The following is a 24604-nucleotide window of genomic DNA, read 5'->3' on the forward strand; positions in this document are numbered from 1 at the left end:
GTTGGGGCGCAATGAGGCGTACAGGAAAAGATTACCGTAATTTTTGCCGATGGTCGGCCTGATTTCTAACGTGGCTTAGCGCTTATAAAAGGGACGCTTGACGATGGTAGCGGGATAGCTTTTGCTGCGAATTTCGACTTCTAGGATTTGGCCGACTTTTGCAAGATCGGTGAGGACATAGGCCATGGCGACTGGATAACCAAGCGTGGGCGAGAGCGTGCCGCTGGTGACTTTGCCAATAGGTTCGCCGCTGTGCAGCACGGGATAGTCGTGGCGGGCGATGTTGCGGCCTGTGAGCTGCAAGCCGACGAGCCTGCGGGAAACGCCGTCTTGCTTTTGCCGCATCAGCACGTCGCGCCCGATGAAATCCGGCACTTTGTCGAGATGCACCAGCCAGCCGAGGCCAGCTTCGAGCGGCGTGGTGGTGTCGTCGATGTCCTGTCCGTAGAGCGCCATTGCCGCCTCTAGACGCAGTGTGTCGCGGGCCCCCAGTCCGCAGGGCACTACGCCCGCGTCTAGGAGCGATCGCCACAATTCGCGTCCTGTTTCTGGCTCCACCATCACCTCAAAGCCATCTTCGCCCGTATAGCCCGTCCGTGCCAAAAAGCCTGGTTTTCCTAAAACATGACCTTCGAGATGCCCGAATTTCGACACATTAGACAAGTCTTCTTCGACAAACTTTTGCAGGGTGGCAACGGCATCGGGCCCCTGGATGGCCAGTAAAGCGCGATCGCCCGATACATCTTCCAATTCCACCCCTGGGAGATGCTCCAAGAGCCATGCCTTGTCTTTCTCAGTCGTCGCCGCGTTCACAATCAGGTCTGCCCGGTCTGGCCCCTGGGCATAGATAATGAAGTCATCTACAATGCCGCCCTGCGGATTCAGCAGCACGGTGTATTGCGCCATGCCCGGTTGCAGCCTGCCCAGATCCGTGGGCACTAGCCGCTGAAGCTGGGTCAAGATTGCCTCACCACGCAGCACAAACTTGCCCATGTGGGAAATGTCGAACACGCCGACGCTCTGCCGCACCGCCTGATGCTCTTGCGTAATGCCGCTAAATTGCACAGGCATCTCCCAGCCCGAAAACGGGGTCATGCGGGCTTTTTGGGCGATCGCCAAATCATACAGCGGCGTTCTGCGGAGCGCGTCAGTCATAGGAGAACTTACTTGAAATGGGCTAAGTATTAGCTGACTGTAGCCCGAGTTGGAAGGCGGAGCAAGGTGGGATGGGATCAGCAGGAAGTCCCTCTTCCCCCATGCCCTGTCACTTCAAAGCCCTGCCCTAGAATAAAAGGGAACACAGCAACGGAGACACGAGAGGCGAACGCTATGAGAATGCTGCATACGATGTTGCGCGTAGGCAACCTGGAAAAGTCGCTGGCGTTTTATTGCAACGTGCTGGGAATGAAGCTGCTGCGCCAGAAAGATTATCCCGGTGGCGAGTTCACGCTGGCGTTTGTGGGCTATGGCGACGAGGCAGATCACACCGTGCTGGAATTGACCTACAACTGGGGCACTGATAAGTATGACTTGGGCAATGGCTATGGCCACATTGCGCTGGGCGTGGAAGATATTTACAAGACGTGCGATCGCATTCGAGAACTGGGCGGCAAGGTGACGCGAGAACCTGGCCCAATGAAGCATGGCTCGACGGTGATTGCTTTTGTGGAGGATCCCGACGGCTATAAGGTGGAACTGATTCAACTGGGCACCCAGGGATCGGCACAAAAGCAGGAAACGGCCGCAACCGCATAGCGAAAAGAGGGGCAGGAGGCCGCTGTGCATCTGTCGCTCAGCCGGCCTCCTGCCCCCTTGCAGAAGCCTGAATCCCTAGCTTGCAATCCCAATCGGATATTCCAACTCCGCTAGCGCAGCGCGAGCCGTCACAAAATCAAACGGCATCGGCGGTTTCATTGGGCGATAGTCTTTGGGATGGGCATCGCCGTGGCGCAGCACCGCGTTCACCAAGAAGCACGGCTCGGAACCCAGATGAATCGCGGCGTGGGGAATGCCGGGGGGAATGGTGACCACGGTGGGATGGCGATCGCTCAGGGGAATATATTGATACTCGCGATTTTGCAGCACTACCAGCACAAAACTGCCGCGCACTACAAGAAGCTGGTCAGTTTGGAAATGGTGAACAAACAAATCGTCAATCATGCCTGGTGGAATACTGACCAGCATCGTTTCATGGCTAGACTGGGGGGTATAAAACTCAGCCATGCCGCCCTTGATCGAGGTCAACGGGCGAATTTCAACACGACCTTTCAGACCCATATCAGCACCTCATCTGTGAGCGTAATCTGTGAGCGTACAGTTTTAGCCTATACATCCACTATAAAAAGATTGTTACTGAAATGGCAAAATCGGTACGTTTCGTGATAGAGAAGTTTCTTCTTTTTTACAAGGCGTGATGATACAGGGGCGGGGGCAGAGCGCTAAACTCCCACCCCCGCCAAACGGGTTGATTTTTCGCACCTGTTGCGCCAGAGACTCAACCCGTAAACCCAATTAGCGGCCAGAAACCGTCAGGCTGCCGGGCTGGCCCAGATCCCCAGACAGCGTAATGCCGCGACCGTTGGCGCTGAGATGACGAACGATGAGATAAACCGTTTCCACTTGGTCAGACGCGCCAATCTTGTCTGCTAGTTCTGCCAGCGAGAGGGGCTGCCCCGTCGCCTTGAGGGTGGCGACGATCTGCCGCTGCAACTCCAGCACCGAGGCTGCTGCCTTTTTGCCCGCTTCTACACCAGGCTGGTGGTAGGCGTTGATATTCACCAACGAAGCGTAGAGGCTAACGGCCCGTTCGTATAGCGCGATCAGTGCACCGACGATACGCGGCGTGACCTGGGGAACCGTCACTGTGATCGAGTCGCGCTGGTTTTCGTAGAGCGCCTGACGAGTGCCTTGCAGCAGCCCCGACAGAAAATCGCCGCTGGTGGCGCCAGGTTCCACTTCGATCGAGTCGCCCTGGCGATCGCCCAGCACCTCGATAAACGTGACAAAGAAATTGGGCACGCCCTCGCGGAGTTGCTGCACGTAGGCGTGTTGGTCAGTAGACCCCTTGTTGCCATAGACCGCAATGCCCTGATAGACCTTGTTGCCGTCGAGATCGGTTTCTTTGCCCAGCGACTCCATCACCAGCTGCTGCAAATAGCGCGAAAACAGCAGCAGGCTGTCTTTGTAGGGCAGCATCACCATGTCTTTTTCGCCCTTGCCGTTGCCTGCGTAATACCAGCACAGCGCTAGGAGGGCGGCGGGATTGTTGCGAAGATCGGGGACGCGGGTGGCTTCGTCCATTTCCTTTGCGCCGTCCAGCATTCCCTGAATATCAATACCTTGCAGCGCCGCAGGCAGCAAGCCCACGCTGGAGAGTTCGGAGGTGCGACCGCCCACCCAGTCTTGCATGGGGAACGTGGCCAGCCAGCCCTCGGACTTTGCCACGCCGTCCATTTTGCTACCGGGCATGGTGACGGCGACGGCGTGTTGCCCAAAGTTTAGCCCGTGCTTTTCATAAAACTGCTTAACTTCCAACATGCCGTTGCGGGTTTCGGGCGTGCCACCGGATTTGCTGGTAATCACCACAAGCGTGCTGTTTAGTCGGTCTTTGAGCCGATTTAACACGCGATCCATGCCTGCGGGGTCAGTGTTGTCAATGAAGTGAATTTTGAGCGGCGCGGGTTCTGGGGCGAGCGCTTCGGCGACAAACTGCGGGCCAAGGGCGGAGCCACCAATGCCGACCGATAGCAGGTCGGTGAATTTCGTTGCCTGGGGTGGACGGATTTCGCCCGCATGAATTTTGGCGGCAAATGCTTTGATGCTGGCCAGGGTATCCACGATTTCGGCTTTGATCTCTGGACTGGGCGAGAGGTCGGGGTTTCGCAGCCAGTAGTGGCCGACCATGCGGTTTTCATCAGGGTTGGCGATCGCCCCTGCTTCCAGCGCCGCCATGTCCTTAAACGCCTTCTCAAACTTGGGTTTCATGCGCTCCACAAAGTCATCCGTAAAGCGCATCCGGCTAATATCGAGATAAAGACCCAGCCCTTCATGGAAGTAAAGCCAGTCTTGATAGCGTTGCCAGAGTGCAGTGGCATCCATAGTTGCTTTTACCCTTTGCATTCATCACCCCACAGTTTAGCGGCCAGCTTTGAAGGACGGATGAAGCTTTGGACACGTCAATTATTCAATTATTTAGATTTCCCGTAGCTCGGCTGAGTTTTTGTCTGGACTCGCTTAGCGTTGCCGTACCTTTGCTGGAAGAAGACCAGGGGCGATCGCCCCTACCCAAATCATCCCGACGAACGGCTCAACCCACCTTACTGCAACTGAGACAGCCATTTGGGGCATGGCACAGACGACCCTTGGTTCAGGGGCATCTGTCAATGATCAATCTATGGTGCAGACTATGGTGCAGACTATGGTGCAGACTATAGTGCAGACTATAGTGCAGACTATGGTGCAGAGAGGATTGCCGCCATCCCCACGCCGCTGGGAAATGATATGGTGTTCTAGATGAAAGACCTCGAACACTACTACAGAGTCCTAGATTTGGAGCCTGGCGCGTCCCTCGAAGAGGTGAACCAGGCTTACAAGGATTTGGTGTTTGTGTGGCATCCCGATCGAATTCCGACCGACAACGAGCGACTGCATCAGAAGGCGCAGGAAAAGATTAAGGAAATTAACCAGGCACGCGATCGCCTCCGCACGTTTCTAAAATCCAACGCCGGGTCTGCTACCCCTGCCAGCGCGGCTGCCCAACCCGCCAGCCCCCGCCCAGAGCCATCTCGCCCGTCCTATTCTCGCGCCCGCTATCGCCCACCCGCCCGCCCTGGCTATGCCCAAGGCTCCACCTACAAAGGCGCTTCCGACCCCAGTTCCTCCTATCGCGGCGCGGGCTATTCTAGCGCGGGACAAGCTGGCTCCAATCATTCAAGTTCCAGCCATTCAAGTTATTCCGGCTCAACCCATTCCGGCTCGACCTATTCCGGTTCGACCTATTCCAGTTCCAGCGCCAACAGACAGACCTCGCCGCCGCCGCCATACTCTGCCTATAATCCCGACTGGCACACCAGCGCCAGACCCAGCAGCGCCCACGCCCCCAACGGCAGCAGCGATCGCCCCACCGAAGCCCACGCCACTCCACCTCCCAAAGAGCCGCCGCGTCCCCCCCGTCGCCAAGATCCTGACCTCAGCGGCACCGACCTCAGCGGCCATGACCTGCGCGAAAAAGATCTCTCTGGGCGAAACCTCAGCAACGCCAACCTGCAAGACGCAAACCTTAGCGACACGTTTTTGCATCGCATCAACCTTAGCAGCGCCAACCTCCAGCGGGCCAACCTGTTTCGCGCCAACCTGCTAGAAGCCGACCTCAGCAACGCCAACCTGCAAGATGCAAACCTGATCGGCGCAGACCTTAGCGGTGCAGACCTGCGGGGGGCAAACCTGCGCGGGGCCCGCATGGGCGTGAAGGACAGGATTATGGTGAAGATGACGGGAGCATACCTGAGTGGGGCGATTATGCCAGATGGGGAGGTTCATGGGTGATGGAGTGTTGGGGTGTTGGGGAGGAGTTGTTGATGTTGATGAGGGGATGAGGAGATAAAGGGATGATGGGAAATGCTCAGCAAGATTCTCCTCATCTCATCATCTCCTCATCCACTAATCTCATCATCCCGTTCTCTCTCCCATCACTCCATCACTCCAACACCCCATCACCCTCCACCACCACCAGATAGCCCGCTATCTCCGACGCAGACACTGCGCCACTCGCCTGGGTCAGGACTTGTAGAATAGCAGGCATATCGGCCTGTTGCAGGTTGCCGGATTCGTCGTATTGTTCCAAGGCAGACAGGCAGCCGATGGCAGGACTCCAGCCGTAGCTGTGGGGGAAGCGGGCGCTGTTGGCAAAAAAGGCGGGGTCTTCGCCGGAGCCGTGGATGCGAAAGAGTCCCCGGCCGATGCGTCCGGCCCAATAGCTTTGGTAAATCGGGAAATAGCTGCGCCAGGACGGTGGCAGCAGGGCGCGATATTGGGCGATCGCCCCCACGGTTCCCGGTTGCCCCGGCAGGAATTCTCGCACGCCTGCTTCGTGGGGCACGTATAGATTCACACGGGGAAACTGCCCGTAGGCGCGGAAGGTGTCGGCGCTGGGCGATCGCACACCTTCGATGCGGTAAATACCCTGGGGCGTGTCGCCCCGCGTCAGGTTCCAGCGCAGCCCGTGGAGCGATCGCCGCCGCAGAGGCACTGACCAAGGCGATCCGTCTGTCTGGGGCACAAACGCGCCGCTGCGGTCTTTGACCATCAGCCGACAGAGGGCAGTGCGATCGCCCGGACACAAGACATAGGCGTGCATCTGGTCAGGCGCGATTTGCCAGTCCAGCAAATCTTGCAGCGGCGGCAGAGTGGACGGTGAATCTAGCTCCGCTACGTCGCGCAGGGTGGTTTCTAGAATTGGCTCCTGTCGCCAGTTTGGAAAGCGCTGACGGACGCGATCGCCCCACTGCCGACGATCTGCCGCATGGTCTGTAGCCTGCGCCAGAGCCGAGAGGGCGATCGCCACCCAGCGGGGGTTCTCGCTGCGCTCCAGGACTTGCTGAAACGGTGCTGCAATTTGCGGAGACGGAGTGTTGCTGAGTAAGAGCTGCGTCCCCACCTGAAGCGCCATTTCCACCACCGACCGCTGTGCCGACGAGAACCCTTCCCCATTGGGCGAATAGGCAAACTCCAGCAGTTGTGCGATAGACGTATCAATCGATTGGTCAGCAGGTTCCACGATTGCCGTCGCCCACAGCAGCCCGCGCCAGTGACCGACCATCTCCTCCGTCAGGGGATATCGCGCCAAGTCGTAGTGTTCTGGACGAATTTTGTCCTGCTGTTCTTGGCGGAATGCCTGACGTGCAGCGGCGGTAGCCTGCGGCTGGCGGGTTCCAGCAAGGGCAGCCGTAGCCATGCCGACACTGAGCAGCACCCCCAAGGCCAGCACTCGCCCAGCCCAAAACGCCAAAGCAACAGGCTGAACGGCTGTCTGGGACGGGTCGGGCGATCGCCCATGCGTTAAACGGTTCGCTAAACTGCTGGAATTTACTGAGAAGAAAACCATCGAAACATCAGGCACATCGCTGTCCCTGCAAATCTTAGCAAACCTGCATTTCTGCGATCCCGCCCTATGCGCCGACGGCTTCTTTGGCCGCGTAGAGGACTTCGGCGGTGATGGTTTCAATACCGCGATCGCGGGCAAATTTTTCGGTGTTGCGCTTCACCTTGCCGCGCACAAAGCCGGGAATGCGGTTCAGTTCTGCTAGACCATCCTTGCTCCACGCCAGATCAGAATCCGCCGAAACACCCTTCGTAATGACCTCTTTGGTATCGTGCCCGCCAAAGATTTCCAGCAGGTGATCTTCCATGCCCAGCGTGAAGGAGTTGTAAATCAAATCCGCGATCTGATTCGTCCCTTCGTAGCCCATAAACGGCTTATAGCCGATGGGGAAATTCTGAATGTGGATCGGCGCGGCAATCACCCCACAGGGAATATCCAACCGCTTGCCGACGTGGCGTTCCATTTGCGTGCCAAAGATGGCAGCGGGTTCCAACCGGGCGATCGCATCGCCAATTGCACCATTGTCATCGCTGATCAAAACCTCATCGCAGTAGTCGCGCACCTGTTCACGAAACCATTCCGCATCGTATTTGCAATAGGTTCCCGCCAGCACCACGCGAACGCCCATTTCCCGCGCCAGGATCTTGGTAATCGCTGCTGCGTGAGTGTTGTCGCCAAACACGACCGCCTTTTTACCCGTCAGGTTTTGACAGTCAATCGAGCGCGAAAACCAGGCAGCCTGCGAGACAAACAGCGTCTGGTCTTGAATAAACGATTCATAGTCTACGTTTGCGCCCTGCTGGTTCAAAATGGTTTGAATTGCGCGAATACAGCGGGCTGTTTCCACCACACCCATCGGCGTAATGTCTACAAAGGGCATTTCAAATTCAGCCTGCAAATACTCAGCCGTCATTCGCCCCAGTTCGCGGTAGGGAACCAGGTTAAACCAAGCGCGGGGCAGGTTCTTTAGCTCATGCACTGATGCGCCTTCAGGAATGACCGCGTTGACCTGAATGCCCAGGTCGCCCATCAGTTTTTTCAGTTCGCGACAGTCGTGCTGATTGTGAAATCCCAGCGTAGAAATGCCAATGATATTGACGGACGGCGCTGCGGTTTTGTTCGTCCGCAAATCATCTTTTTTGCGTGCCTTTTCGATGTAAAACTGCACAATTTGATGCAGCGTGCGATCGCCCGCTTGCAGTTCATTCACGCGGTAATGATTCACGTCCGCCAGCAGCACATCGCTTTTCGCTTCGAGCTGCGCCCGCTCGACAAAGTTCTGCAAATCTTCTTGCAAAATGCTGGACGTGCAGGTGGGCGTTAGCACGATCAAATCGGGGTGCTCTTCTTTGTCTTTGCGCGTGATGTTGTCTACCACTTTTTCTTGCGAACCGCGTGCCAGCACATTGCGATCGACAATGCTCGCCGTAACGGGCGTAAAATCTCGCTCGCGTTCCAACATCGATCGCATCACATTGAAATAGTCATCCCCCAACGGCGCGTGCATGATGGCGTGGACGTTCTTGAAGGAACTGGCCACTCGCAATGTGCCAATGTGGGCTGGGCCAGCGTACATCCAGTAGGCAAGTTTCATAGGGGTTTGGAGTTGGGGACGAGGGGACGCAGCAAGCCCAGATGTAGAGCGGGCACTGGCTCCGTTTACGATATTTGATTGTCGCAGAGGATGGGGAACCCGGAGTGTAGGCTGTAACGGACGGAAATGTGGGGTTTAGCCAGAGAGCGATCGCCCAATCTCTTGCCTGGTCGATGTTGTGGCGATCGTCCTCCACCTATGCTCCCGCACCCACCGCAATGATTCTTGAGATTTCGTCATAACCTGCAAGCTCTGAAACCTACCCCCCGGCGCAGGGCAAACGGATGCGCTTGCGGCCTCAACAAGATCAACGAGATTGCTGAAGAGAACCACTGGCTAAACCTGCGTCAGGCATTGGATATAGAGCTTGAGTTTAGTCTACTGGCGTGGCTTCTGCTGCATGGCTTGACAGGTCAGTAGCGGGTGCTGGAACGACAATGTAGCCCTGAGTGCGATCGCCCAGCACCCAGTTTCTTGCCTCGCCCCAATACCACCAGTGTGCAGCGATATAGGCGCAGACAATGCTATCGAGCCTATCTTCTACAGCTTTTAGATCCACGCCGCGAGTGGGAATGTCGGGCAAGGTTTGATCGGGCCTAAAATGCAGCGCTGGGGTCAGGGCAGGCAGCACGGTCAGGACATAATGCCGCAGTTTAGCGAGTTCGGCACGACGTTCGGCAACGGTGCCCTTTTTATATTTCAAAATGCGCGACAGCCCAAACAAATGCACCATGGCCGGATGTGGGAAAGATTCGATTTGAAAGCGGATGGGAACCAGGGGCTGAATCGTCGGGGCATGGGCAAAGCCGCGAGCCTCCAGGCTAAGACCAAGCTGCACCGTGCGCTGGGCAAACGGGAGTCCCAGATTGGCCGGATAGCAGCCCGCGTGATAGCGCCCAAAGTGCTTGTGGGCCAGGCGATCGGGCAGGCGCATTCCGGTGGCATTGGGAATTAGCGTGGGCGCATCAACTGCCACCCCCGCAGGCTCTTCTGGCGACACGCAGGCATCGATCCAGGCCAACAAGTCGGGAATATCGGCAAGACGGGTGAGATCCTTCAGCCACAGGGCGTTGTCCTGAAACACCAAGCAACAAAGACCACTGGGCTGAGAAGTCCAGCCAAAATCGATGCCAAGAAACTTCATAGAAAGAATTTAGAAGGGATTGACGTAATTTTGATATCTCAGACTGATATCTATTTACATGGCCCAGGCTGCATAACTTAAGGCTGAATGGCAGTAAGTATCGGTAGCTGAAAGCCTTGGTTTCCCAGATGATGATTGACTGCTCCTGCCCCCACTTTAAGGAGACTCCTCATGGCTGAAATTGTTGAGTGCCCAAGCTGCGGCAAGAAGACTGTGGTACTGGCTGGCCCCAATCTCTATCAGTGCCTTTCTTGCGACTTTAAGCGTGACCTTTCAACCCCCAAAGATCCTTCGCCCAACAACGACTTTCCCTGGATTTGGATCACGCTCATTATTCTGATGCTAATGTCTTACTTCCAGCCCATTCTGCGGGATAACCGCCCGGTTCAACAAACACGCCGAGTCGCACCGTCTTCAATGCTTTATTTTTGAAGCATTTGGGACTGATGCAGTTGGATGATTTCTCGCAGGTGCAGTCCGCGAGAAATCATCCAAAACCCAGAAACTTTATCGCAGGTGCGTAGCTCCTAGCGTTTTTGAAGTAGGTTTGCAGCTTAATCGAGCGTACTACCCGGTGGGCAGTGTTTGCCGCAGGTACAATTGCAGCGCTGCCCGCCACACCAGGTAACCCTGCGAATTGAGATGCAAACCGTCCGTGCTGAGGAACATCTTAAGGTTGCCCTGGGCGTTGGCAAAGAGCGGATATAGATCGAGATAGTAGGCTCCCTCGGACTGGGCGATCGCCGCGAGTTGTTGATTGAGCGCCCGAATGCGGCTGTTGGGTAAGGCTAAAAGGCGATCGCGCCCTTCCCAAGTCGCCTGCTCTGCGGCATGAGGCAAGATGGATTGCACCAACACTTGCGTTCCAGGGTGGGTGCGGCGCAGATAGCGCACAATCTCTCGATAGTGAGCCAAAATGCTGGCATTGTCTGCGCCCCAGATTAAATCGTTGATGCCGATCATTACCACGATGGTTTGCGGTTGTACCGGATCGAGTAGATGGAGCCGTGCCCGCAGCCGCTCGGTTGTATCCCCTGAAATGCCCTGGTTGATCCAGTTTCGCTCGGGCGGCAGCAGGTCAGGCGGGAACCACAGACTGATGGAATCGCCCAGCAGCACGGCCAGTCGCTCTGGTGGATTTTCGGCAGCGGCGATCGCCTCTTGCTGCAACAGGTCAACCCACTGCTGATAGTTCAGCAGGTGGCGTGTTCCTGTCTGGGTGGCGGGTGGGGGCACAGCTTGTGGGGTCTGGGGCAACGCCTGAGACAGAGCGCTGGACGCAAGGCTGGCGTGGTGATGCCGCATCAGCGTCCCTGTGAGCAGGGTCAGCATTACTGCATTGGCGATCAGGGAAGCCCGCACAATTGGCGGCTGCGATCGCCACTTTGCCCGCACTTGCCGCAACCGAGCTTGCAGCCGGGCCCAGTAGGGCGCGAGGTAGATTGCAAACTGAAGAGAGCGATCGCGCATCGGTCTTGTCTCTCAGTACCTTTTCTCTCAGGATTTGGAATCGGATGCAAAAAGCGGCAAGTCTGATCAAGCATCAAGACTCACCGCTTATGATACTGAATCTCTTCTAGTTCTGAGGGAACCTAAAACAGAAAGTCAGCGATTAGTTCGGATTACCCGCAATGCCCGTAGAGGTGCTGCTGGTGGTATAAACTCCCGAAGGAGCGCCCGTTGCGTCTTTCACAAAGCCAGCGTAAGCTTCCATGCCGTGCTCGCCAATGTCCAGACCCACCAGTTCTTCCTCAGCAGAAACTCGAATGCCCATGATGGCCTTGAGCGCGTACCAGAAGATGGCAGACAGCACTGTGATAATCAAGCCGCACAGCAGCGTGCCGCCAAGCTGAATGCCAAACTGGGTCAAGCCGCCGCCATAGAACAGGCCTGCTAGCGGGCCACCACCCTCTTCGTAGAGCGTGCCATCGGGCCCCTTGGCAAACAGACCCACTGCCAGCGTGCCCCACAAGCCGTTTACCAGGTGAACTGAGGTTGCGCCAACGGGGTCATCAATGCGGATGCGGTCAAAGAAGCCAACTGCCAGCACCACCAGAATGCCGCCGATCAGGCCAATGATGGCAGCAGCACCCGCCGTCACCCAGGCGCAGGGGGCAGTAATCGCCACCAAACCTGCCAGGATGCCATTAATCGTCATCGACAGGTCAGGCTTGCCCAGCAGAGACCAGGCCGTGAAGGTCGCCGCCACGCCGCCGAAGGCAGCCGCAATGTTTGTGGTTAGCGCGATGTGGGCGATCGCCGAGCCATCGCCAACGCCCATTGTCGAACCGGGGTTAAAGCCAAACCAGCCCAGCCACAGGATCAAGCAGCCCAGCGTGGCAATGCTCATGTTGTGACCCGGCAGCGCATTGGGAGTGCCGTCTTCGTTGTACTTACCAAGACGGGGCCCAAGGATAGCCGCACCCATCAGCGCAGCCCAGCCGCCCACCGCGTGAACCGTAGTCGAGCCAGCAAAATCCCAGAAGCCACCGCTAGCCAGGAGACCACCACCCCAGATCATGTGACCCGTGATGGGGTAGGCAATGCCGACTAGCAACAGGCTGAAGAGCATGAAGTCGATGAACTTGATGCGTTCGGCCACTGCCCCCGAAACAATCGTTGCGGCAGTTCCAGCGAACACCAGTTGGAAGAAGAACTTGGCGGCTAAAGGAACACCCGCCCAGCTAATGGCGCTGTAAACGCCTTCGTAGGCATCCCCTGTGGCAGGGCTATTGTCTGCGCCAGACAAAAAGAAGGGCGCAGCCGTGCCAAAGAAGGGATTGCCATCGCTGAACATTAGACCCCAGCCAATGAACCAGTAAGCGATTGTAGACAGAGCGAACACAATCAGGTTCTTAGAGAGGATATTAACAGCGTTCTTTTGACGACAAAAGCCCGTTTCCAACATGCCGAAGCCAGCGTTCATGAAGAACACCAGCACGCCCGCCAGAACCACCCAGAGGGTGTCAAGACCCACTTGCAGAGTGGAGGTTGTCTCAGCTAGAGACTCGACCGTAGGCGCATCCTGGGCAACGGCAGCCGTGCTGCTAACCAACAGAATCAGCGCTGCTAGAGGAATACAGGCTTGCCAAGTTGGAGCAAGAGAATTAATGGTCGCCCGTGGGCGTTCCAAAAGCATTTTGGCGATCGCAGACAAGCCACGCCGATCGATTAGCGGCTGCCGTCTGTTTCGTTTTTTGAGAACTAATCTAGACATTGGTGGACGTTCCTTGAACGTAGATAGACTAATGACGCGGCTCAAAACTGACACCGCATCCCCAAACCGAAGAGGAGGATAATAGACCAGCCCAGACTTTAAAGAGCCAGGTCAGCTTGGCAGATTAGGCAGATTATATGATTGCCGTTGCTCCAAACAGTCGCACCTGTGGCAAAAAACGCCAGCAAACGCGAACCTATAGGCAGAAGCCCACAGAAACTTGGCGCAGGGCGTGAATCAATTAATACAGATTCCACCAATGAAGAGAAAGTAAATCTGTATCTCAGATTACAAAACTCGATCTTCGACTCGAATCCCTGTACTGACAGGATGCTGGGGCGAGTCTGTTGTTGCTAAATTTGCCAGGATTTTTGCGCCGCAATAGAGTCGCCGAGGCACAGTTTTAGGGCGCTGAGTTTTAGGGCGCTGAGGGCGAGATGCTCATACGGCGCTTTGCTGCAAGCTCTGCCCAGCAGTCAGACGCTCCAGGATTTGGCGGAGGGCGATCGCCGTCCAGTCGATATCGGCTTCGGTCGTGTAGCGTCCCAGCGTGAGCCGAATGCCGCCTGTGGCCTGGCGATCGCCCAATCCCATCGCCTGCAACACCGGACTGGGCTGGAGCTTGCCGCTGTTGCAGGCAGAGCCAGCGCTGATGCCAATGCCCGCCAAGTTCATCTGGCGCACCAGGGTTCGCCCGGTCAGGGTTTGCCCATCGGCATGGCGCAGGCAAAAGCTAACGTGGTGGGGCAGCCGGTGCAGGCGATCGCCCGTAGGGATAAGCTCCGGCACGTCGGCCAACTGGTCAAACAGGCGATCGCGCAGGGAAGCCAACCGGGGCGTTTCGCTGGGCAGTTCGCGGGCCGCGAGTTCTGCGGCCACGCCAAACCCGGCGATCGCCCCCACTGCCTGGGTTCCCGATCGCAGCCCTTGCTCTTGTCCGCCGCCGCCCAAAAGTGGAACCAGCGCCATGCCGGGCCGTACATACAAAGCCCCCACACCCTGTGGCCCGTAGAGCTTGTGGCTGGACAGCGAGAGCAGATCGACAGGCAACCGCTGCACGTCTAGCGGCAGTCGCCCTGCCACCTGCACCGCGTCGGTATGAAACCGTGCGCCGTGATCGCGGGCGATCTGTCCTAGCAATTCGATCGGCTGGAGCGTCCCGATTTCACTCTGCCCGTAAATGATCGAAACCAGTACCGTGTTGGGTCGCAGGGCTGCCTGCAAGTCGGCCGGATCGACCCGCCCCTGGCGGTTGACCGGAAGCCACGTCACCTGCCAGCCCTGGCGCTCTAGCTGGCGGGCTGGTTCGGCCACAGCCGAATGCTCGACGCTGGACACGATCAAATGCTGGGGCGCGGAATATTGACGTGCTATGCCGTAGAGGGCCAGGTTATCAGACTCGGTGCCGCCGGAGGTAAACACAATGCTGTCAGGTGGTGCATTGATCAGGGCAGCGACCTGAGCGCGGGCCAGTTCCAGGACTTCGGCAGCCCGTTGCCCCCACTGGTGCAGGCTGGAGGGGTTGCCCCACTGCTGGGTCAAGACTGCGTGCCAGCGGGCGATCGCCTCTGGGCGGGTGGGCGTGGTGGCGCTGTAGTCCAGATAGATCTGCATCAAGATTCCCCGCAAACTCCAATTCTCAGGATATCGCGCCCCGATGGCAGCAGCCGAACACACCTGTTCTGACTCAATCAACCCATCCCGATGGAGATGGAGTGGCTTGTTTTTCCCATGCAAATATAAAAAATGCCAACAACTCGACTGATCCCCCAAACTGCCCAGTAGGATAGAACCATTCTGTGGTTGCCCCACAGTTTCTCTACGGCTTCCCCCACCGCTTCTCATAAGTTGTATCTACCATGAGCGATTCGGCATCCGGGTCTGCTGCTGCGTCTTCTGCGCCTTCTCTTCCTGACAACATTACAGGCATTCGCATGGCGGATGTGCTGCTGCTACCCGACGAACAGCAGTCAGTCGTGCGCTGGCTGCTGCGCCATAATGTTGTTTCCCTGAGCGAAACGGCGGCCCACTTTCAGCAGACTGAAGCCGAAATGCAGGCGTTCTTGCTGCCGCTGTTAGAAAAGCGCATTGTCCGTCAGCTAGAGCAGGATGGGGCGATCGCCTACGAAGTAAAGCTGGCGCACAAGTCTAACCGCCGGATGCCCAAGGACATCTGGAAGATTCTGGACGTGTCCAGCGAAACGGCAAACGTCTTTGTGTCCTATTCCCGTCGCAACAAGCCCTTTGTGCAAACGCTGGTGCAGGCGCTCCAAAAGCGGGGGCGCGAGGTCTGGGTTGATTGGGACAGCATTCCGTCGGGAGCGGACTGGTGGGAAGAAATTAAGCTGGGCATTGAGGTCGCCGACACGATGATCTTTGTCCTCAGCCCAGAGTCGGCGGCTTCGGAGGTGTGTGGCCGCGAGTTAGAACATGCCCTGCAACATCAGAAGCGGCTGCTGCCTGTAGTTTGCAAAGACGTTGACCCGGCGCTGGTGCATCCCGAGCTGGGCAAAATCAACTGGATTTTTTTGCGAGATACAGACAACTTTGAGGTTGGGTTTCGCAGCCTGGTGGCGGCGCTGGATGCCGATTTGTCTTATGTGCGAACCCACACGCGGCTGCTGGTGCGGGCAACGGAGTGGAACGCACGCGGCAAGGACCGCAGCCTGCTGCTGCGGGGCAGCGAAATTCAGGAGGCGCGGCGCTGGCTGGCAGAGAGCGATCGCAAGTCCCCCCAGGCGCTGCAAGTGCAGAAGGAATACATCTGGGCTTCGTACAACGAAGAGATGGATCATCAGCAGGAGGAACTGGCAGAGCAAAAGCAGATTCTCCGGCAGCAGCGGTTGCTGACCCAGACGATCGCAGCGGCAGGAGCGATGGCGATCGCCCTTGGGATCGTGTCCTTCAGCCTGTATCGCTCGGCGGAAAGTAGCCGCAGCCTTGCGGAACGGGAGCGACTGACGGCGCTGACGGAGGCTTCGGGGGCGCTGTATGGCTCGGGGCAAACCTTTGAGGCGCTGGTGAAGGCCGTAGAAGCAGGGTTTACGCTGAAAACCCTGAAGCGGAGAGAACAGGCGCAGAATTCAGACGTGCGATCGCGCGTGTTGTCTTCTTTGCAGCAGGCAATTTACTGGGTGCATGAGCGCAACCAACTGCGGGGGCACGCCGGAGCCGTGTGGCAGGTGGCCCTCAGTCCTGATGAACAACGGCTCGCCTCTGCTAGCGCCGACGGCACGGTGCGCCTGTGGCAGATGGATGGAACACCTGTGCAAACGCTGGCAGGCGACACCTCCCAGGCACTCAGCGTTGTCGTACTGCCTTACGACCGAATTGTCAGCGCCCATGACGACGGTAGCCTCTGGTTTCGCAAGCTCAACGGCACGGGGATTCGCCAGTTTGCCCACGGTCAGGCGGTCAATGCGCTGAGTGTCGCGCCCAATGGAGGGGCGATCGCCGCCGCCAGCGAAGACGGCACGGTGAGCCTGTGGGACGAAACGGGCCGGCGCTTGGGCACGCTGCCCAGCCAGAACACACCCGTCCGCGCTGTTGCCCATAGCCCCGATGGAACAATCCTGGCAACGGGCAGCGCTGACGGGATGATCCGCCTCTGGCAGCCGGATGGAACCCGCTGGAAAACCCTTCCCAGCAGCGATTTGGCAGTGACCAGTCTAGCCTTTAGTCCCAACGGGCAAATCCTGGCTGCCAGCGGGCTGGATGGGCAGGTGCGGCTGTGGCGGCTGGACGGCACGCCCATCCACACCTTCCAGGGGCATTCTTCGCCGATTTACAGCCTGGTGTTTAGCCCGACAGACGACTTGCTGGCCACTGCGAGCGCCGACAAGACGATTAAGCTCTGGCGACTGGATGGTACACTGCTGTCTACGCTGGGCGGCCACACCTCCCAGGTTCACAGCCTCCGCTTCAGCCGCGACGGCAAGACGCTGATTTCTGGCAGTGGCGATCGCACGCTGCGGCTGTGGCGCGTGAGTCACACGCTGCTGAGCCAACTGTATGACCACACGGATCGGGTGTATGATGTGGACTTTTCCCCCGATGGTGACCTGATTGCCTCCGCCAGCGGCGATCGCACGGTGCGCCTGTGGAACCGAAACGGCCAGTTGCAGAAGACCCTGACAGGACATACAGAACCCGTGCGCGGCGTGGCCTTCAGCACCGATAATCAAACCCTGGCTTCGGCCAGCGCCGATCGCACGGTAAAGCTCTGGAAGCGAAACGGCGACCTGTTGCAAACCCTGACCGGCCACACCGCCGCCGTGAACGAAGTCGCCTTTTCACCCAGCCGCGACCAGCTTGCCTCCGCCAGCGACGATGGTGTGGTGCGCCTCTGGCAGCGCGACGGCCGCCTCGTGAACACGCTCCAGGGGCATCGCGGCGGCGTTCTCAGCGTGGACTATAGCCGCGACGGGCAAATGCTCGCTACAGGCGGCACTGATAAGGTTGTCATTCTGTGGACGGCAGAGGGTCGCAAACTCCGCACGCTGCGCGGCCACAGCGGCAAGGTGTATCACGCCAGCTTTAGCCCCGACGGACGGGCGATCGCCACCGCCAGCTACGACAACACGGTCAAGCTCTGGAAGCCGGACGGTGTGCTGCTGACAACCCTGGAAGGTCATAGCGATGGCGTATTGCACGTCAGCTTTAGCCCCGATGGGCAAACCCTGACAACCGCCAGCTACGACGGCACAATCAAACTCTGGACGCTGGACGGCAGGCTGATTAGCACGCTGCGCGGCCACCGCGACGGGGTCAACGCTGCCGTCTATAGCCCCGACGGGCAGACCCTCGCCACCGCCAGCAACGACCACACGGTTTTGCTGTGGACGCTGACCCAGATGAATGACCTGGAACATCTGCTGAACCTGGGGTGTGGACTGCTGCAAGACTATCGTCACAGTCTGCCCGCGATAGAGCAAGGCCGATTGGCAGAGTGTGAATCAAGGGAATGAGGAGATAGAGCGATGAGCGATAGGAGGCGATAATTTGGAGAGCCGCCTCTTCCTAAACGCCTGACTCCCAAACCCCTGACTATGCCCGTCTATACCCTGACTGAATTGCAGCGGGCGATCGCCCAAAATCCTGACCAGTGGCGACCGCTGGTGTTTACCAATGGCTGTTTTGACCTGATCCACGCGGGGCATGTGCGCTACTTGCAGGCGGCGGCAAACCAGGGGCGATCGCTCGTCGTCGGGCTGAACAGTGACGCTTCGGTGCAGCGCATCAAGCCCGCCAAACCCGGACAGCCGCCGCGTCCCATCGTGCCCGCAGCCCAGCGAGCCGAAGTGTTGGCCGCGCTAAAACCTGTGGATGGCGTGGTGGTGTTTGAGGAACCCACGGCGATCGCCCTGATATCGGTCCTCCAGCCCGATATCTACGTCAAAGGCGGCGATTACACCGTTGAAACCCTGCCCGAAGCCCCCACCGTCCAAGCCTACGGCGGGCGAATCGAGCTAATTCAGGTAGAAGTGCCCAGTTCCACTACAGCGATCATTCAGCGCATTCTGGCAGGCGCAGTCGGCAAAGAGTAGAGGAGGAGATTAAAGGTTAAAATGAGAAGTCGCGTAAAACTCGCGCTTTTGCTCGGTGCTGCTGCAAATCATGGATAACGTGCAAGCCAATCTGTCGCAATCTCCGCTAGATATCACTGCTTTGTCCGAGCCTGGCGCGTCTGACTTCATGACCGATTTCCTTGCCCGCCTCCAGTCTGAAAACGAGAAGACCCAGTTGCAGCTAATTCAAGACATTGCCGCCCAGGGCGAATCCGGGCTGACGGTGCTGATGCGGGTGCTGCAAGACCGCCAGGGCAGCAAACCAGGGCCCCTGGAAGGCAAGGCCGTGCAGATTTTGTCCGCCGCTGAATCCCCCAAAGCGCAGGAGTTTTTGCAGACCCAGTTTCCCCAGGGGCTAGTGCCTGGGCGATCGCAGCGCGGGATAGATTACCAACCGCTACAAACGCTGCTGGTTCAGCAAGACTTTCAGGCAGCCGATCGCCTCACCCTAGAAAAACTGTGTGAACTGGCGGGCCCGACCGCTGTGCAGCGCCGCTGGATTTATTTCACCGAGGTCGATGACTTTCCCATTGAGGACTTGCAGACCATCAACACGCTCTGGCTAGTCTACTCCGAAGGTAAGTTTGGCTTTTCGGTGCAGCGCGATCTGTGGCTTAGCGTGGGCAAAAACTGGGATCGGCTCTGGCCGCTGATCGGCTGGAAGTCGGGGAATAACTGGACACGCTATCCGGGCGGCTTTACCTGGAGTTTGACGGCTCCGCGCGGTCATCTGCCCCTGTCAAACCAACTGCGAGGCGTTCGCACAATGGCTTCACTAATGGCGCACCCGGCCTGGACAGCGCAGTAGAGGTGAAGCTGGTTTTGGAGTTTGGATGGGTGATTTTGGATGGGCGATTTTGGGCCGCACGAAGCGCTGACGGTCTAGTGCTGAAGCTGAACGAGTAGCGGCTCGTCTGGCTGGATGATTCGGCCGGTGGTGGTCGATTCGCCTGAGTGACTTCCGCCGGAGTCTGCATCCTGCCAGAGGAGCCAGCGGCTTTGGGGCGGCAGGCTGTTGCAGCGCTGGAGAGACGGTGTGAGCCAGATGCAGGGAGATTGCGTGGGCGGGTGATTGGGGGCCAGTTCACCGGGCTGCACGGCGGCGAGGGCTTCTAGCACAAGGCGATCGCCCCGCAGACTCCCTGTTCCAGCCGTCCACAGGCTGACGGTCATGCTCTGGCGCAGCGCATAAGCATAGAGCGAGGCAGCCGCGATAACGGCCTGTTCAAAAGCGTCGGGCTGCCAGAGGGCGGCGCTGTCCAGCACAATCACGACTTCCTGTCCACCTGTGAAGCGCTCCAGTTCTCGTAGCCGCAATTCGCCGTAGCGGGCACTGGTGCGCCAGTGAATCAGCCGAGTCGGGTCGCCCCAACGATAGGGGCGCAGCGTCCGCGTCACGCCTTCGGTCGCCATCTGGGCACGGCGCTGGCTTTCGGTGGCGTGGCTGAGGTCTTGCCCCATTTCGTCGATCAGGCGGCACTGGCTAAGGGGCAGCACGGTCGGGTAGACCACGGCCGAGGCATCGACTGAGTGCGATCGCCGTCCCCAAAACAAGCCCAGCGGTGTTGCAGTCCGCAAATCCACCCCATCCCAGCGATACACACCCCGTCGATCTGCGGTACGGCTATAGACCCAGCGATAGGTCTGGCCGGGCGCTAGCGACTCAATGACGGTCGTTTCTGCTGGGCCCAGTGCTGGCGGCGGGCGATCGCACACCTGCAACAGCGTTTTTGCCTGTCGCCCAGTGTTTTCAACGGCCAGTTCTAAGTGCAAAGCATCGCCCGCGCTGACGGGTTCAATTGGCATTCGGCGAACGGACAGCGACCGCAGCGATCGCCCCGGCAGCAGCGCCCCCAGCACCAGCAGCGCCCCCATCAGCCCGCTGGTGGCATAGAGCCAGCCTGCCATCGTGTTCGTCGCTGCGCCGAAGAAAAATAGCGCCAGGCCAAGGGCGACCCAGCCGCCATAGGACGGCGCGACCCAGCGCGTCTCTAGTCGGTTTACCAGGGTTGCCCCCAGCCGCCGAATCCCAAACCGTTTAATCCCTAGCCTCATAGTTCTTATAGGCCCACTTCTCGGTCAAAGCGCAGCATCTCCAGACTGCGATCGCCATACACGCCCTCGATTTGCTGGCGGCAACAGTCGATCGCAAAATCATTTAGCGCCTCTGGCTCAATGCCGAATAAATCCTGGAACACGGCTGGCTCTACCCGGCAAAAGCGGGGGCGCTTCTCGTAAATGGTGCATTCCCGCGAGTCTGGCTCGAAGTGAATGCACCAGCCGTCGGGGCCGACTAGGCTCAGGTACTCCGCTAGTTCCGGCGGCGACAGGTATTCTTCCAGATCAGGACGCTCTGCCGGATCAAGGTGGCAGCAAGCCCCACACTGTTTCACGCAACGCCAGGTCGCCATAGCCTCTTAACTCCCAAGTGCGATCGCCCCTTCCAAAGTGCCCAGAAATACCCAGATATGCGCCGCATGGCTCTATCAGCGCAGACAGCCCCATCGACGGAAAACCCAGACCAAAAACTCAGGGGAAAGTTTTGTAACGTTTTTTAATTATTCTGATGCAGCTTCGCAGGGCGATCGCCACACGGCTCTGCCAAACCAATTCAGGTTGAACAACTTCTGAAAATCCTGCAAGAAAAACGTTTGGCGGAACCTGCTCAATCCCCTCACCCCGCGCCAAAACTCCCCATTACCAGACCGTCCCAGACAACCACCGGATTTTTGTTAACTTTCTGAGAATCGGGTTCCCCACACAGGTAAAATGGGCGAAGACATTTGACTTAACTAAACCTAACCTAAATTTCGCGGCACGTGAGGGCGCAATGGATCTGATTAGTAATCTGGTTGGCAATGTTAACTGGGAAGCCATTGTTCAGTTGACCCTGGTGGGCATGATTATGATTGCCGGGCCAGTGGTGATTTTTCTGCTGGCTTTTCGCGGCGGCGACCTGTAAGTTTTCCGTGGTTTGAAGTGGTTGACGAGCGTTTACGTTGACGAGATACACCGAGAGCTTACACACTGGCCGGGTTCAATTGCTATCATGAGAGACTGTAGGCGATCGCCGCTTTTTGGTGCATTGCCTCAGTTCTTATGTTTTTTTGCCTTCTTATATGGTTTTGTCCAGTTAAAGCCTCTAGAGCCTCACTGGTTTTTGTTTCGATTCGATTAGGGTGTACGGGTCGTTTCAGAGACGGGTCGTTTCGGAAACATCCGGGTGGCGCTGAGTTATCGAGTTTTCTCTGCTTTTTCACCCCGACCGTTCCTTTCTTTAAGGCTATATTTGGCAGTTTTACTTTTTCCAGTATTTATTAATTTCCCTGGAAATCTGAGCGGCTGTTGTCAAATTGGAATGATAAGATTGCGGTGACTATTTCCCGAGGAACTGTTGTGATCCGCTCGGCAGCTTTGTCTCTTCAGCCTCCTCTGCCTCAAATTGCCGACAATAGCCGTCTTAGGCTGTTTTCGGGTTCTGCCAATGTTCCCCTCTCCCAAGAGGTGGCCCGCTACCTTGGCATGGACTTGGGGCCGATGGTTCGTAAGCGGTTCGCAGATGGTGAACTATACGTTCAAATTCAAGAGTCCATTCGCGGGTGCGACGTTTACCTGATGCAGCCCACCTGCTGCCCGGTCAACGACCACCTGATGGAACTGTTAATTATGATTGATGCCTGCCATCGGGCATCAGCCCGCCAGATTACGGCAGTGATTCCCTACTACGGCTATGCTCGCGCAGACCGGAAAACCGCCGGACGGGAATCCATTACGGCTAAGCTTGTGGCTAACCTGATTACTCAGGCAGGCGCAGATCGAGTCTTGGCAATGGATTTGCACTCGGCCCAGATTCAAGGCTATTTCGACATTCCGTTTGATCATGTCTACGGTTCGCCCGTCCTGATTGACTACATCGCCAATAAGCAACTGTCAGACATTGTGGTGGTGTCGCCGGATGTCGGTGGTGTGGCTCGTGCCCGCGCCTTCGCCAAAAAGCTAGATGACGCGCCACTGGCCATCATCGACAAGCGCCGCCAAGCCCACAATGTGGCTGAGGTGATGAATGTGATTGGGGATGTGGCTGGCAAGACCGCTGTGCTAGTGGACGACATGATCGACACCGCTGGCACAATTTGTGAAGGGGCGAAAATTTTGCGGGAACAGGGCGCGCGCCAGGTCTATGCTTGTGCCACCCATGCTGTGTTCTCGCCACCTGCGACCGAGCGCCTGTCTAGCGGGTTGTTTGAAGAGGTGATCGTTACCAACAGCATCCCTGTGCCCGAAGACCGTTGCTTTGAGCAGCTTACGGTGCTGTCTGTAGCCAACATCATTGGCGAAACGATTTGGCGGATTCATGAAGATAGCTCGGTGAGCAGCATGTTCCGCTAGCCAATGCCAAGTTTTTCCAACCAAACCCATGACCGAGCCAGCCGATACTCTGTTTCTCAAAATTATTCGCCGCGACATTCCTGCGGATATTGTGTACGAGGATGATCTGGCGATCGCCTTCAAAGACATTAATCCTCAGGCTCCTGTTCATATTCTCGTCGTGCCCAAAAAGCCAATTCCCTGCCTGGCCGATGCAGTTCCCGAAGATCATCGCATTCTAGGGCATCTGTTGATGACGGTGAAGCGGGTGGCAGACCAAGTGGGTTTGGACAACGGCTATCGCGTTGTGATCAACACCAAAACCGACGGTGGGCAGACGGTCGATCACCTGCATCTGCATCTATTGGGCGGCCGCCCGATGACCTGGCCGCCCGGCTGAGGCACGTTCATGCGGTTTGATTGATGCTTTTGCTTGTTGGAGGGCGATCGCACGTCTGGGTCTAAAGAAACCCCGTAACTCCCTTGCCGATTTGAGGATAAGCCTTAGAATCTAAAGGAAAAATCGTTTCGCCTTAAGATAAGCCCTAATGAATACCGACAAACTCAGCTTTCTGGACGAAAATCAATCGGTCGCCTCCGTCGTTACCAAGCTGCATGAGTATTTCAAAAACTCCTACTCTCATTGCAAGGTTAAACGTAGCCAGTGCTTGAGCCAGCTAGATGCAGCGACTGGAGAAAAGGAACAGGCGATTTTGCAAGATTTGGAAAAAATTGACCAGGAAATGGCGCTGTTTGGCGTGCTGAATGATGCACTCTCGATTGCGGATCGTGTGGTGCATTCCAAAGCCATGTCGAGTGCGCTGGGGCTAGACAGCGAAATCTACCAGATTCACCACGAAACAGAAACAGAGCAGCGGGCAGAGTGGGCTTTGGCAGAATATCGCCTCTCGCAGCAGCGGCAGACGCAGCAGTGAGCGATCGCCCAATCTACTTCCTGCTCCAGCACACACCCAATGGGACTAACGCTTTACTTCCTGCGGCATGGGGAAACGCCCTATAGCCAGACAGGCCACTACTGCGGCGAGATTGATGCCGAGCTAACGCCCGAAGGACATCAAATGGCAGCGGCCTTTGCGGCGGCCTATTCCAGTGTGTCCTGGGACGCGGTCTACGTCAGCCCGATGAAGCGCACGATTGCGACCGCTGCGCCGCTGTGTCAGGCGGTGGGGCTAGAAATGCAGTTGCGCGACGGGCTAAAGGAAATTCGCTATGGCAAATGGGAAGATCAGTCGCCAGAATTCGTCAAGGAACACTATCTCGAAGATTACATCCGCTGGATGACGGAACCCGCCTGGAACCCGCCAACGGGTGGCGAAACGGCGGTGGAAATTGCCAGTCGCGCCTCGCTAGTGGTGGCCGAGATCGAGGAAAAATATCCGGCAGGTACCGTGCTGCTGGTGTCGCACAAGGCGACGATTCGGATTTTGCTTTGCACGCTGCTGGGCATTGACCTGGGGCGCTACCGCGATCGCCTCAACGCCTACGCTGGATCGGTGAGCATCGTAAAATTTGGCGACCACGGGCCCATGCTGGAGGTGTTGGGCGATCGCACCTATATGGGCGACCTGCGGCATCGCACCGGAACTTAGGAGCG

22 protein-coding genes are annotated in these 24604 nt (G+C 57.5%); 11 read left to right on the forward strand and 11 right to left on the reverse strand.

Translation table 11 applies throughout. The features are described from left to right. Positions 1–75 precede the first annotated feature (75 nt). Positions 76–1155, reverse strand: coding sequence for a glycine cleavage system aminomethyltransferase GcvT (gene gcvT / locus O77CONTIG1_RS05320; protein ID WP_068508688.1), 1080 nt, complete (start codon positions 1153–1155; stop codon positions 76–78). Positions 1156–1329: 174 nt separating this feature from the next. Between gcvT and gloA the strand changes: the two genes are divergently transcribed. Then, positions 1330–1755 (forward strand): lactoylglutathione lyase, encoded by a 426-nt coding sequence (gloA, locus tag O77CONTIG1_RS05325; RefSeq protein WP_068508689.1) that lies wholly within the window; start codon positions 1330–1332, stop codon positions 1753–1755. A 75-nt stretch (positions 1756–1830) separates the two neighbouring features. Here the strand turns inward: gloA and O77CONTIG1_RS05330 are convergent, their stop codons facing one another. Continuing rightward, positions 1831–2277, reverse strand: a complete 447-nt coding sequence (locus O77CONTIG1_RS05330; protein WP_068508690.1) for a dTDP-4-dehydrorhamnose 3,5-epimerase — start codon at positions 2275–2277, stop codon at positions 1831–1833. 234 nt (positions 2278–2511) lie between these two features. Then, on the reverse strand, positions 2512–4098 hold the full coding sequence (locus O77CONTIG1_RS05335; protein ID WP_068508692.1) for a glucose-6-phosphate isomerase: 1587 nt from the start codon (positions 4096–4098) through the stop codon (positions 2512–2514). 414 nt (positions 4099–4512) lie between these two features. On the opposite strand from O77CONTIG1_RS05335, the gene O77CONTIG1_RS05340 reads away from it, so the two are divergent. After that, positions 4513–5544 (forward strand): pentapeptide repeat-containing protein, encoded by a 1032-nt coding sequence (locus O77CONTIG1_RS05340; RefSeq protein WP_068508695.1) that lies wholly within the window; start codon positions 4513–4515, stop codon positions 5542–5544. A gap of 151 nt (positions 5545–5695) precedes the next feature. On the opposite strand, the gene O77CONTIG1_RS05345 is transcribed toward O77CONTIG1_RS05340, so the two are convergent. The 3 genes from O77CONTIG1_RS05345 to O77CONTIG1_RS05355 form a co-directional block, all read right to left on the reverse strand. Beyond that, positions 5696–7102: a hypothetical protein gene (locus O77CONTIG1_RS05345; protein ID WP_156434953.1), complete on the reverse strand. Its 1407-nt coding sequence runs from the start codon at positions 7100–7102 to the stop codon at positions 5696–5698. A 64-nt stretch (positions 7103–7166) separates the two neighbouring features. Then, the gene (bchB, locus tag O77CONTIG1_RS05350) at positions 7167–8693 is read right to left on the reverse strand and encodes a ferredoxin:protochlorophyllide reductase (ATP-dependent) subunit B (protein ID WP_068508697.1); all 1527 of its coding nucleotides are present in this window, start codon (positions 8691–8693) and stop codon (positions 7167–7169) included. Between the two features lie 373 nt (positions 8694–9066). After that, on the reverse strand, positions 9067–9837 hold the full coding sequence (locus O77CONTIG1_RS05355) for a DUF429 domain-containing protein (protein WP_068508702.1): 771 nt from the start codon (positions 9835–9837) through the stop codon (positions 9067–9069). A gap of 171 nt (positions 9838–10008) precedes the next feature. Here O77CONTIG1_RS05355 and O77CONTIG1_RS05360 point away from each other — a divergent pair, with 171 nt between their 5' ends. Next, positions 10009–10269, forward strand: coding sequence for a hypothetical protein (locus O77CONTIG1_RS05360; protein ID WP_068508703.1), 261 nt, complete (start codon positions 10009–10011; stop codon positions 10267–10269). Between the two features lie 135 nt (positions 10270–10404). Here O77CONTIG1_RS05360 and O77CONTIG1_RS05365 read toward each other — a convergent pair whose 3' ends face one another. The 3 genes from O77CONTIG1_RS05365 to O77CONTIG1_RS05375 form a co-directional block, all read right to left on the reverse strand. Then, the gene (locus O77CONTIG1_RS05365) at positions 10405–11307 is read right to left on the reverse strand and encodes an SGNH/GDSL hydrolase family protein (protein ID WP_197673327.1); all 903 of its coding nucleotides are present in this window, start codon (positions 11305–11307) and stop codon (positions 10405–10407) included. A gap of 142 nt (positions 11308–11449) precedes the next feature. After that, on the reverse strand, positions 11450–13054 hold the full coding sequence (locus O77CONTIG1_RS05370) for an ammonium transporter (RefSeq protein WP_068508704.1): 1605 nt from the start codon (positions 13052–13054) through the stop codon (positions 11450–11452). Positions 13055–13495: 441 nt separating this feature from the next. Then, entirely contained in the window at positions 13496–14749 is a 1254-nt protein-coding gene (locus O77CONTIG1_RS05375; protein ID WP_317134212.1) for a cysteine desulfurase family protein, read from the reverse strand. 164 nt (positions 14750–14913) lie between these two features. On the opposite strand from O77CONTIG1_RS05375, the gene O77CONTIG1_RS05380 reads away from it, so the two are divergent. From O77CONTIG1_RS05380 to O77CONTIG1_RS05390, 3 genes are all read left to right on the forward strand, one after another. Then, the gene (locus O77CONTIG1_RS05380) at positions 14914–18021 is read left to right on the forward strand and encodes a toll/interleukin-1 receptor domain-containing protein (RefSeq protein WP_084782236.1); all 3108 of its coding nucleotides are present in this window, start codon (positions 14914–14916) and stop codon (positions 18019–18021) included. Between the two features lie 81 nt (positions 18022–18102). After that, on the forward strand, positions 18103–18600 hold the full coding sequence (rfaE2, locus tag O77CONTIG1_RS05385) for a D-glycero-beta-D-manno-heptose 1-phosphate adenylyltransferase (protein WP_068508710.1): 498 nt from the start codon (positions 18103–18105) through the stop codon (positions 18598–18600). 70 nt (positions 18601–18670) lie between these two features. Next, complete coding sequence (locus tag O77CONTIG1_RS05390) at positions 18671–19429, forward strand: GUN4 domain-containing protein (protein WP_068516052.1); 759 nt, start codon at positions 18671–18673, stop codon at positions 19427–19429. Between the two features lie 74 nt (positions 19430–19503). On the opposite strand, the gene O77CONTIG1_RS05395 is transcribed toward O77CONTIG1_RS05390, so the two are convergent. Together O77CONTIG1_RS05395 and O77CONTIG1_RS05400 are read right to left on the reverse strand one after the other, a co-directional pair. Beyond that, the gene (locus O77CONTIG1_RS05395; RefSeq protein ID WP_068508715.1) at positions 19504–20676 is read right to left on the reverse strand and encodes a DUF58 domain-containing protein; all 1173 of its coding nucleotides are present in this window, start codon (positions 20674–20676) and stop codon (positions 19504–19506) included. 5 nt (positions 20677–20681) lie between these two features. Then, positions 20682–21032, reverse strand: coding sequence for a YkgJ family cysteine cluster protein (locus O77CONTIG1_RS05400; protein ID WP_068508716.1), 351 nt, complete (start codon positions 21030–21032; stop codon positions 20682–20684). A 419-nt stretch (positions 21033–21451) separates the two neighbouring features. Between O77CONTIG1_RS05400 and psb30 the strand changes: the two genes are divergently transcribed. The 5 genes from psb30 (at position 21452) to O77CONTIG1_RS05425 (ending at position 24599) form a co-directional block, all read left to right on the forward strand. Continuing rightward, complete coding sequence (gene psb30 / locus O77CONTIG1_RS05405; protein ID WP_068508718.1) at positions 21452–21583, forward strand: photosystem II reaction center protein Ycf12/Psb30; 132 nt, start codon at positions 21452–21454, stop codon at positions 21581–21583. A gap of 470 nt (positions 21584–22053) precedes the next feature. Next, positions 22054–23010, forward strand: a complete 957-nt coding sequence (locus O77CONTIG1_RS05410) for a ribose-phosphate pyrophosphokinase (protein ID WP_410503499.1) — start codon at positions 22054–22056, stop codon at positions 23008–23010. 28 nt (positions 23011–23038) lie between these two features. Further along, positions 23039–23389 (forward strand): histidine triad nucleotide-binding protein, encoded by a 351-nt coding sequence (locus O77CONTIG1_RS05415; RefSeq protein ID WP_068508720.1) that lies wholly within the window; start codon positions 23039–23041, stop codon positions 23387–23389. Positions 23390–23537: 148 nt separating this feature from the next. Next, positions 23538–23924: a hypothetical protein gene (locus O77CONTIG1_RS05420; protein WP_068508722.1), complete on the forward strand. Its 387-nt coding sequence runs from the start codon at positions 23538–23540 to the stop codon at positions 23922–23924. A gap of 39 nt (positions 23925–23963) precedes the next feature. Beyond that, positions 23964–24599, forward strand: a complete 636-nt coding sequence (locus tag O77CONTIG1_RS05425) for a histidine phosphatase family protein (protein WP_068508724.1) — start codon at positions 23964–23966, stop codon at positions 24597–24599. Positions 24600–24604 lie beyond the last annotated feature (5 nt).

The organism is Leptolyngbya sp. O-77 (genome assembly GCF_001548395.1).
In the GTDB taxonomy this organism is placed as follows: Bacteria; Cyanobacteriota; Cyanobacteriia; order Elainellales; family Elainellaceae; genus Thermoleptolyngbya.

Bases quoted from the DNA above. Each gene is read 5' to 3' on its own strand.
- gcvT (WP_068508688.1), bottom strand. From the start codon at position 1,155: ATGACTGACGCGCTCCGCAGAACGCCGCTGTATGATTTGGCGATCGCC.
- gloA (WP_068508689.1), top strand. From the start codon at position 1,330: ATGAGAATGCTGCATACGATGTTGCGCGTAGGCAACCTGGAAAAGTCG.
- O77CONTIG1_RS05330 (WP_068508690.1), bottom strand. From the start codon at position 2,277: ATGGGTCTGAAAGGTCGTGTTGAAATTCGCCCGTTGACCTCGATCAAG.
- O77CONTIG1_RS05335 (WP_068508692.1), bottom strand. From the start codon at position 4,098: ATGGATGCCACTGCACTCTGGCAACGCTATCAAGACTGGCTTTACTTC.
- O77CONTIG1_RS05340 (WP_068508695.1), top strand. From the start codon at position 4,513: ATGAAAGACCTCGAACACTACTACAGAGTCCTAGATTTGGAGCCTGGC.
- O77CONTIG1_RS05345 (WP_156434953.1), bottom strand. From the start codon at position 7,102: ATGGTTTTCTTCTCAGTAAATTCCAGCAGTTTAGCGAACCGTTTAACG.
- bchB (WP_068508697.1), bottom strand. From the start codon at position 8,693: ATGAAACTTGCCTACTGGATGTACGCTGGCCCAGCCCACATTGGCACA.
- O77CONTIG1_RS05355 (WP_068508702.1), bottom strand. From the start codon at position 9,837: ATGAAGTTTCTTGGCATCGATTTTGGCTGGACTTCTCAGCCCAGTGGT.
- O77CONTIG1_RS05360 (WP_068508703.1), top strand. From the start codon at position 10,009: ATGGCTGAAATTGTTGAGTGCCCAAGCTGCGGCAAGAAGACTGTGGTA.
- O77CONTIG1_RS05365 (WP_197673327.1), bottom strand. From the start codon at position 11,307: ATGCGCGATCGCTCTCTTCAGTTTGCAATCTACCTCGCGCCCTACTGG.
- O77CONTIG1_RS05370 (WP_068508704.1), bottom strand. From the start codon at position 13,054: ATGTCTAGATTAGTTCTCAAAAAACGAAACAGACGGCAGCCGCTAATC.
- O77CONTIG1_RS05380 (WP_084782236.1), top strand. From the start codon at position 14,914: ATGAGCGATTCGGCATCCGGGTCTGCTGCTGCGTCTTCTGCGCCTTCT.
- rfaE2 (WP_068508710.1), top strand. From the start codon at position 18,103: ATGCCCGTCTATACCCTGACTGAATTGCAGCGGGCGATCGCCCAAAAT.
- O77CONTIG1_RS05390 (WP_068516052.1), top strand. From the start codon at position 18,671: ATGGATAACGTGCAAGCCAATCTGTCGCAATCTCCGCTAGATATCACT.
- O77CONTIG1_RS05395 (WP_068508715.1), bottom strand. From the start codon at position 20,676: ATGAGGCTAGGGATTAAACGGTTTGGGATTCGGCGGCTGGGGGCAACC.
- O77CONTIG1_RS05400 (WP_068508716.1), bottom strand. From the start codon at position 21,032: ATGGCGACCTGGCGTTGCGTGAAACAGTGTGGGGCTTGCTGCCACCTT.
- psb30 (WP_068508718.1), top strand. From the start codon at position 21,452: ATGGATCTGATTAGTAATCTGGTTGGCAATGTTAACTGGGAAGCCATT.
- O77CONTIG1_RS05415 (WP_068508720.1), top strand. From the start codon at position 23,039: ATGACCGAGCCAGCCGATACTCTGTTTCTCAAAATTATTCGCCGCGAC.
- O77CONTIG1_RS05420 (WP_068508722.1), top strand. From the start codon at position 23,538: ATGAATACCGACAAACTCAGCTTTCTGGACGAAAATCAATCGGTCGCC.
- O77CONTIG1_RS05425 (WP_068508724.1), top strand. From the start codon at position 23,964: ATGGGACTAACGCTTTACTTCCTGCGGCATGGGGAAACGCCCTATAGC.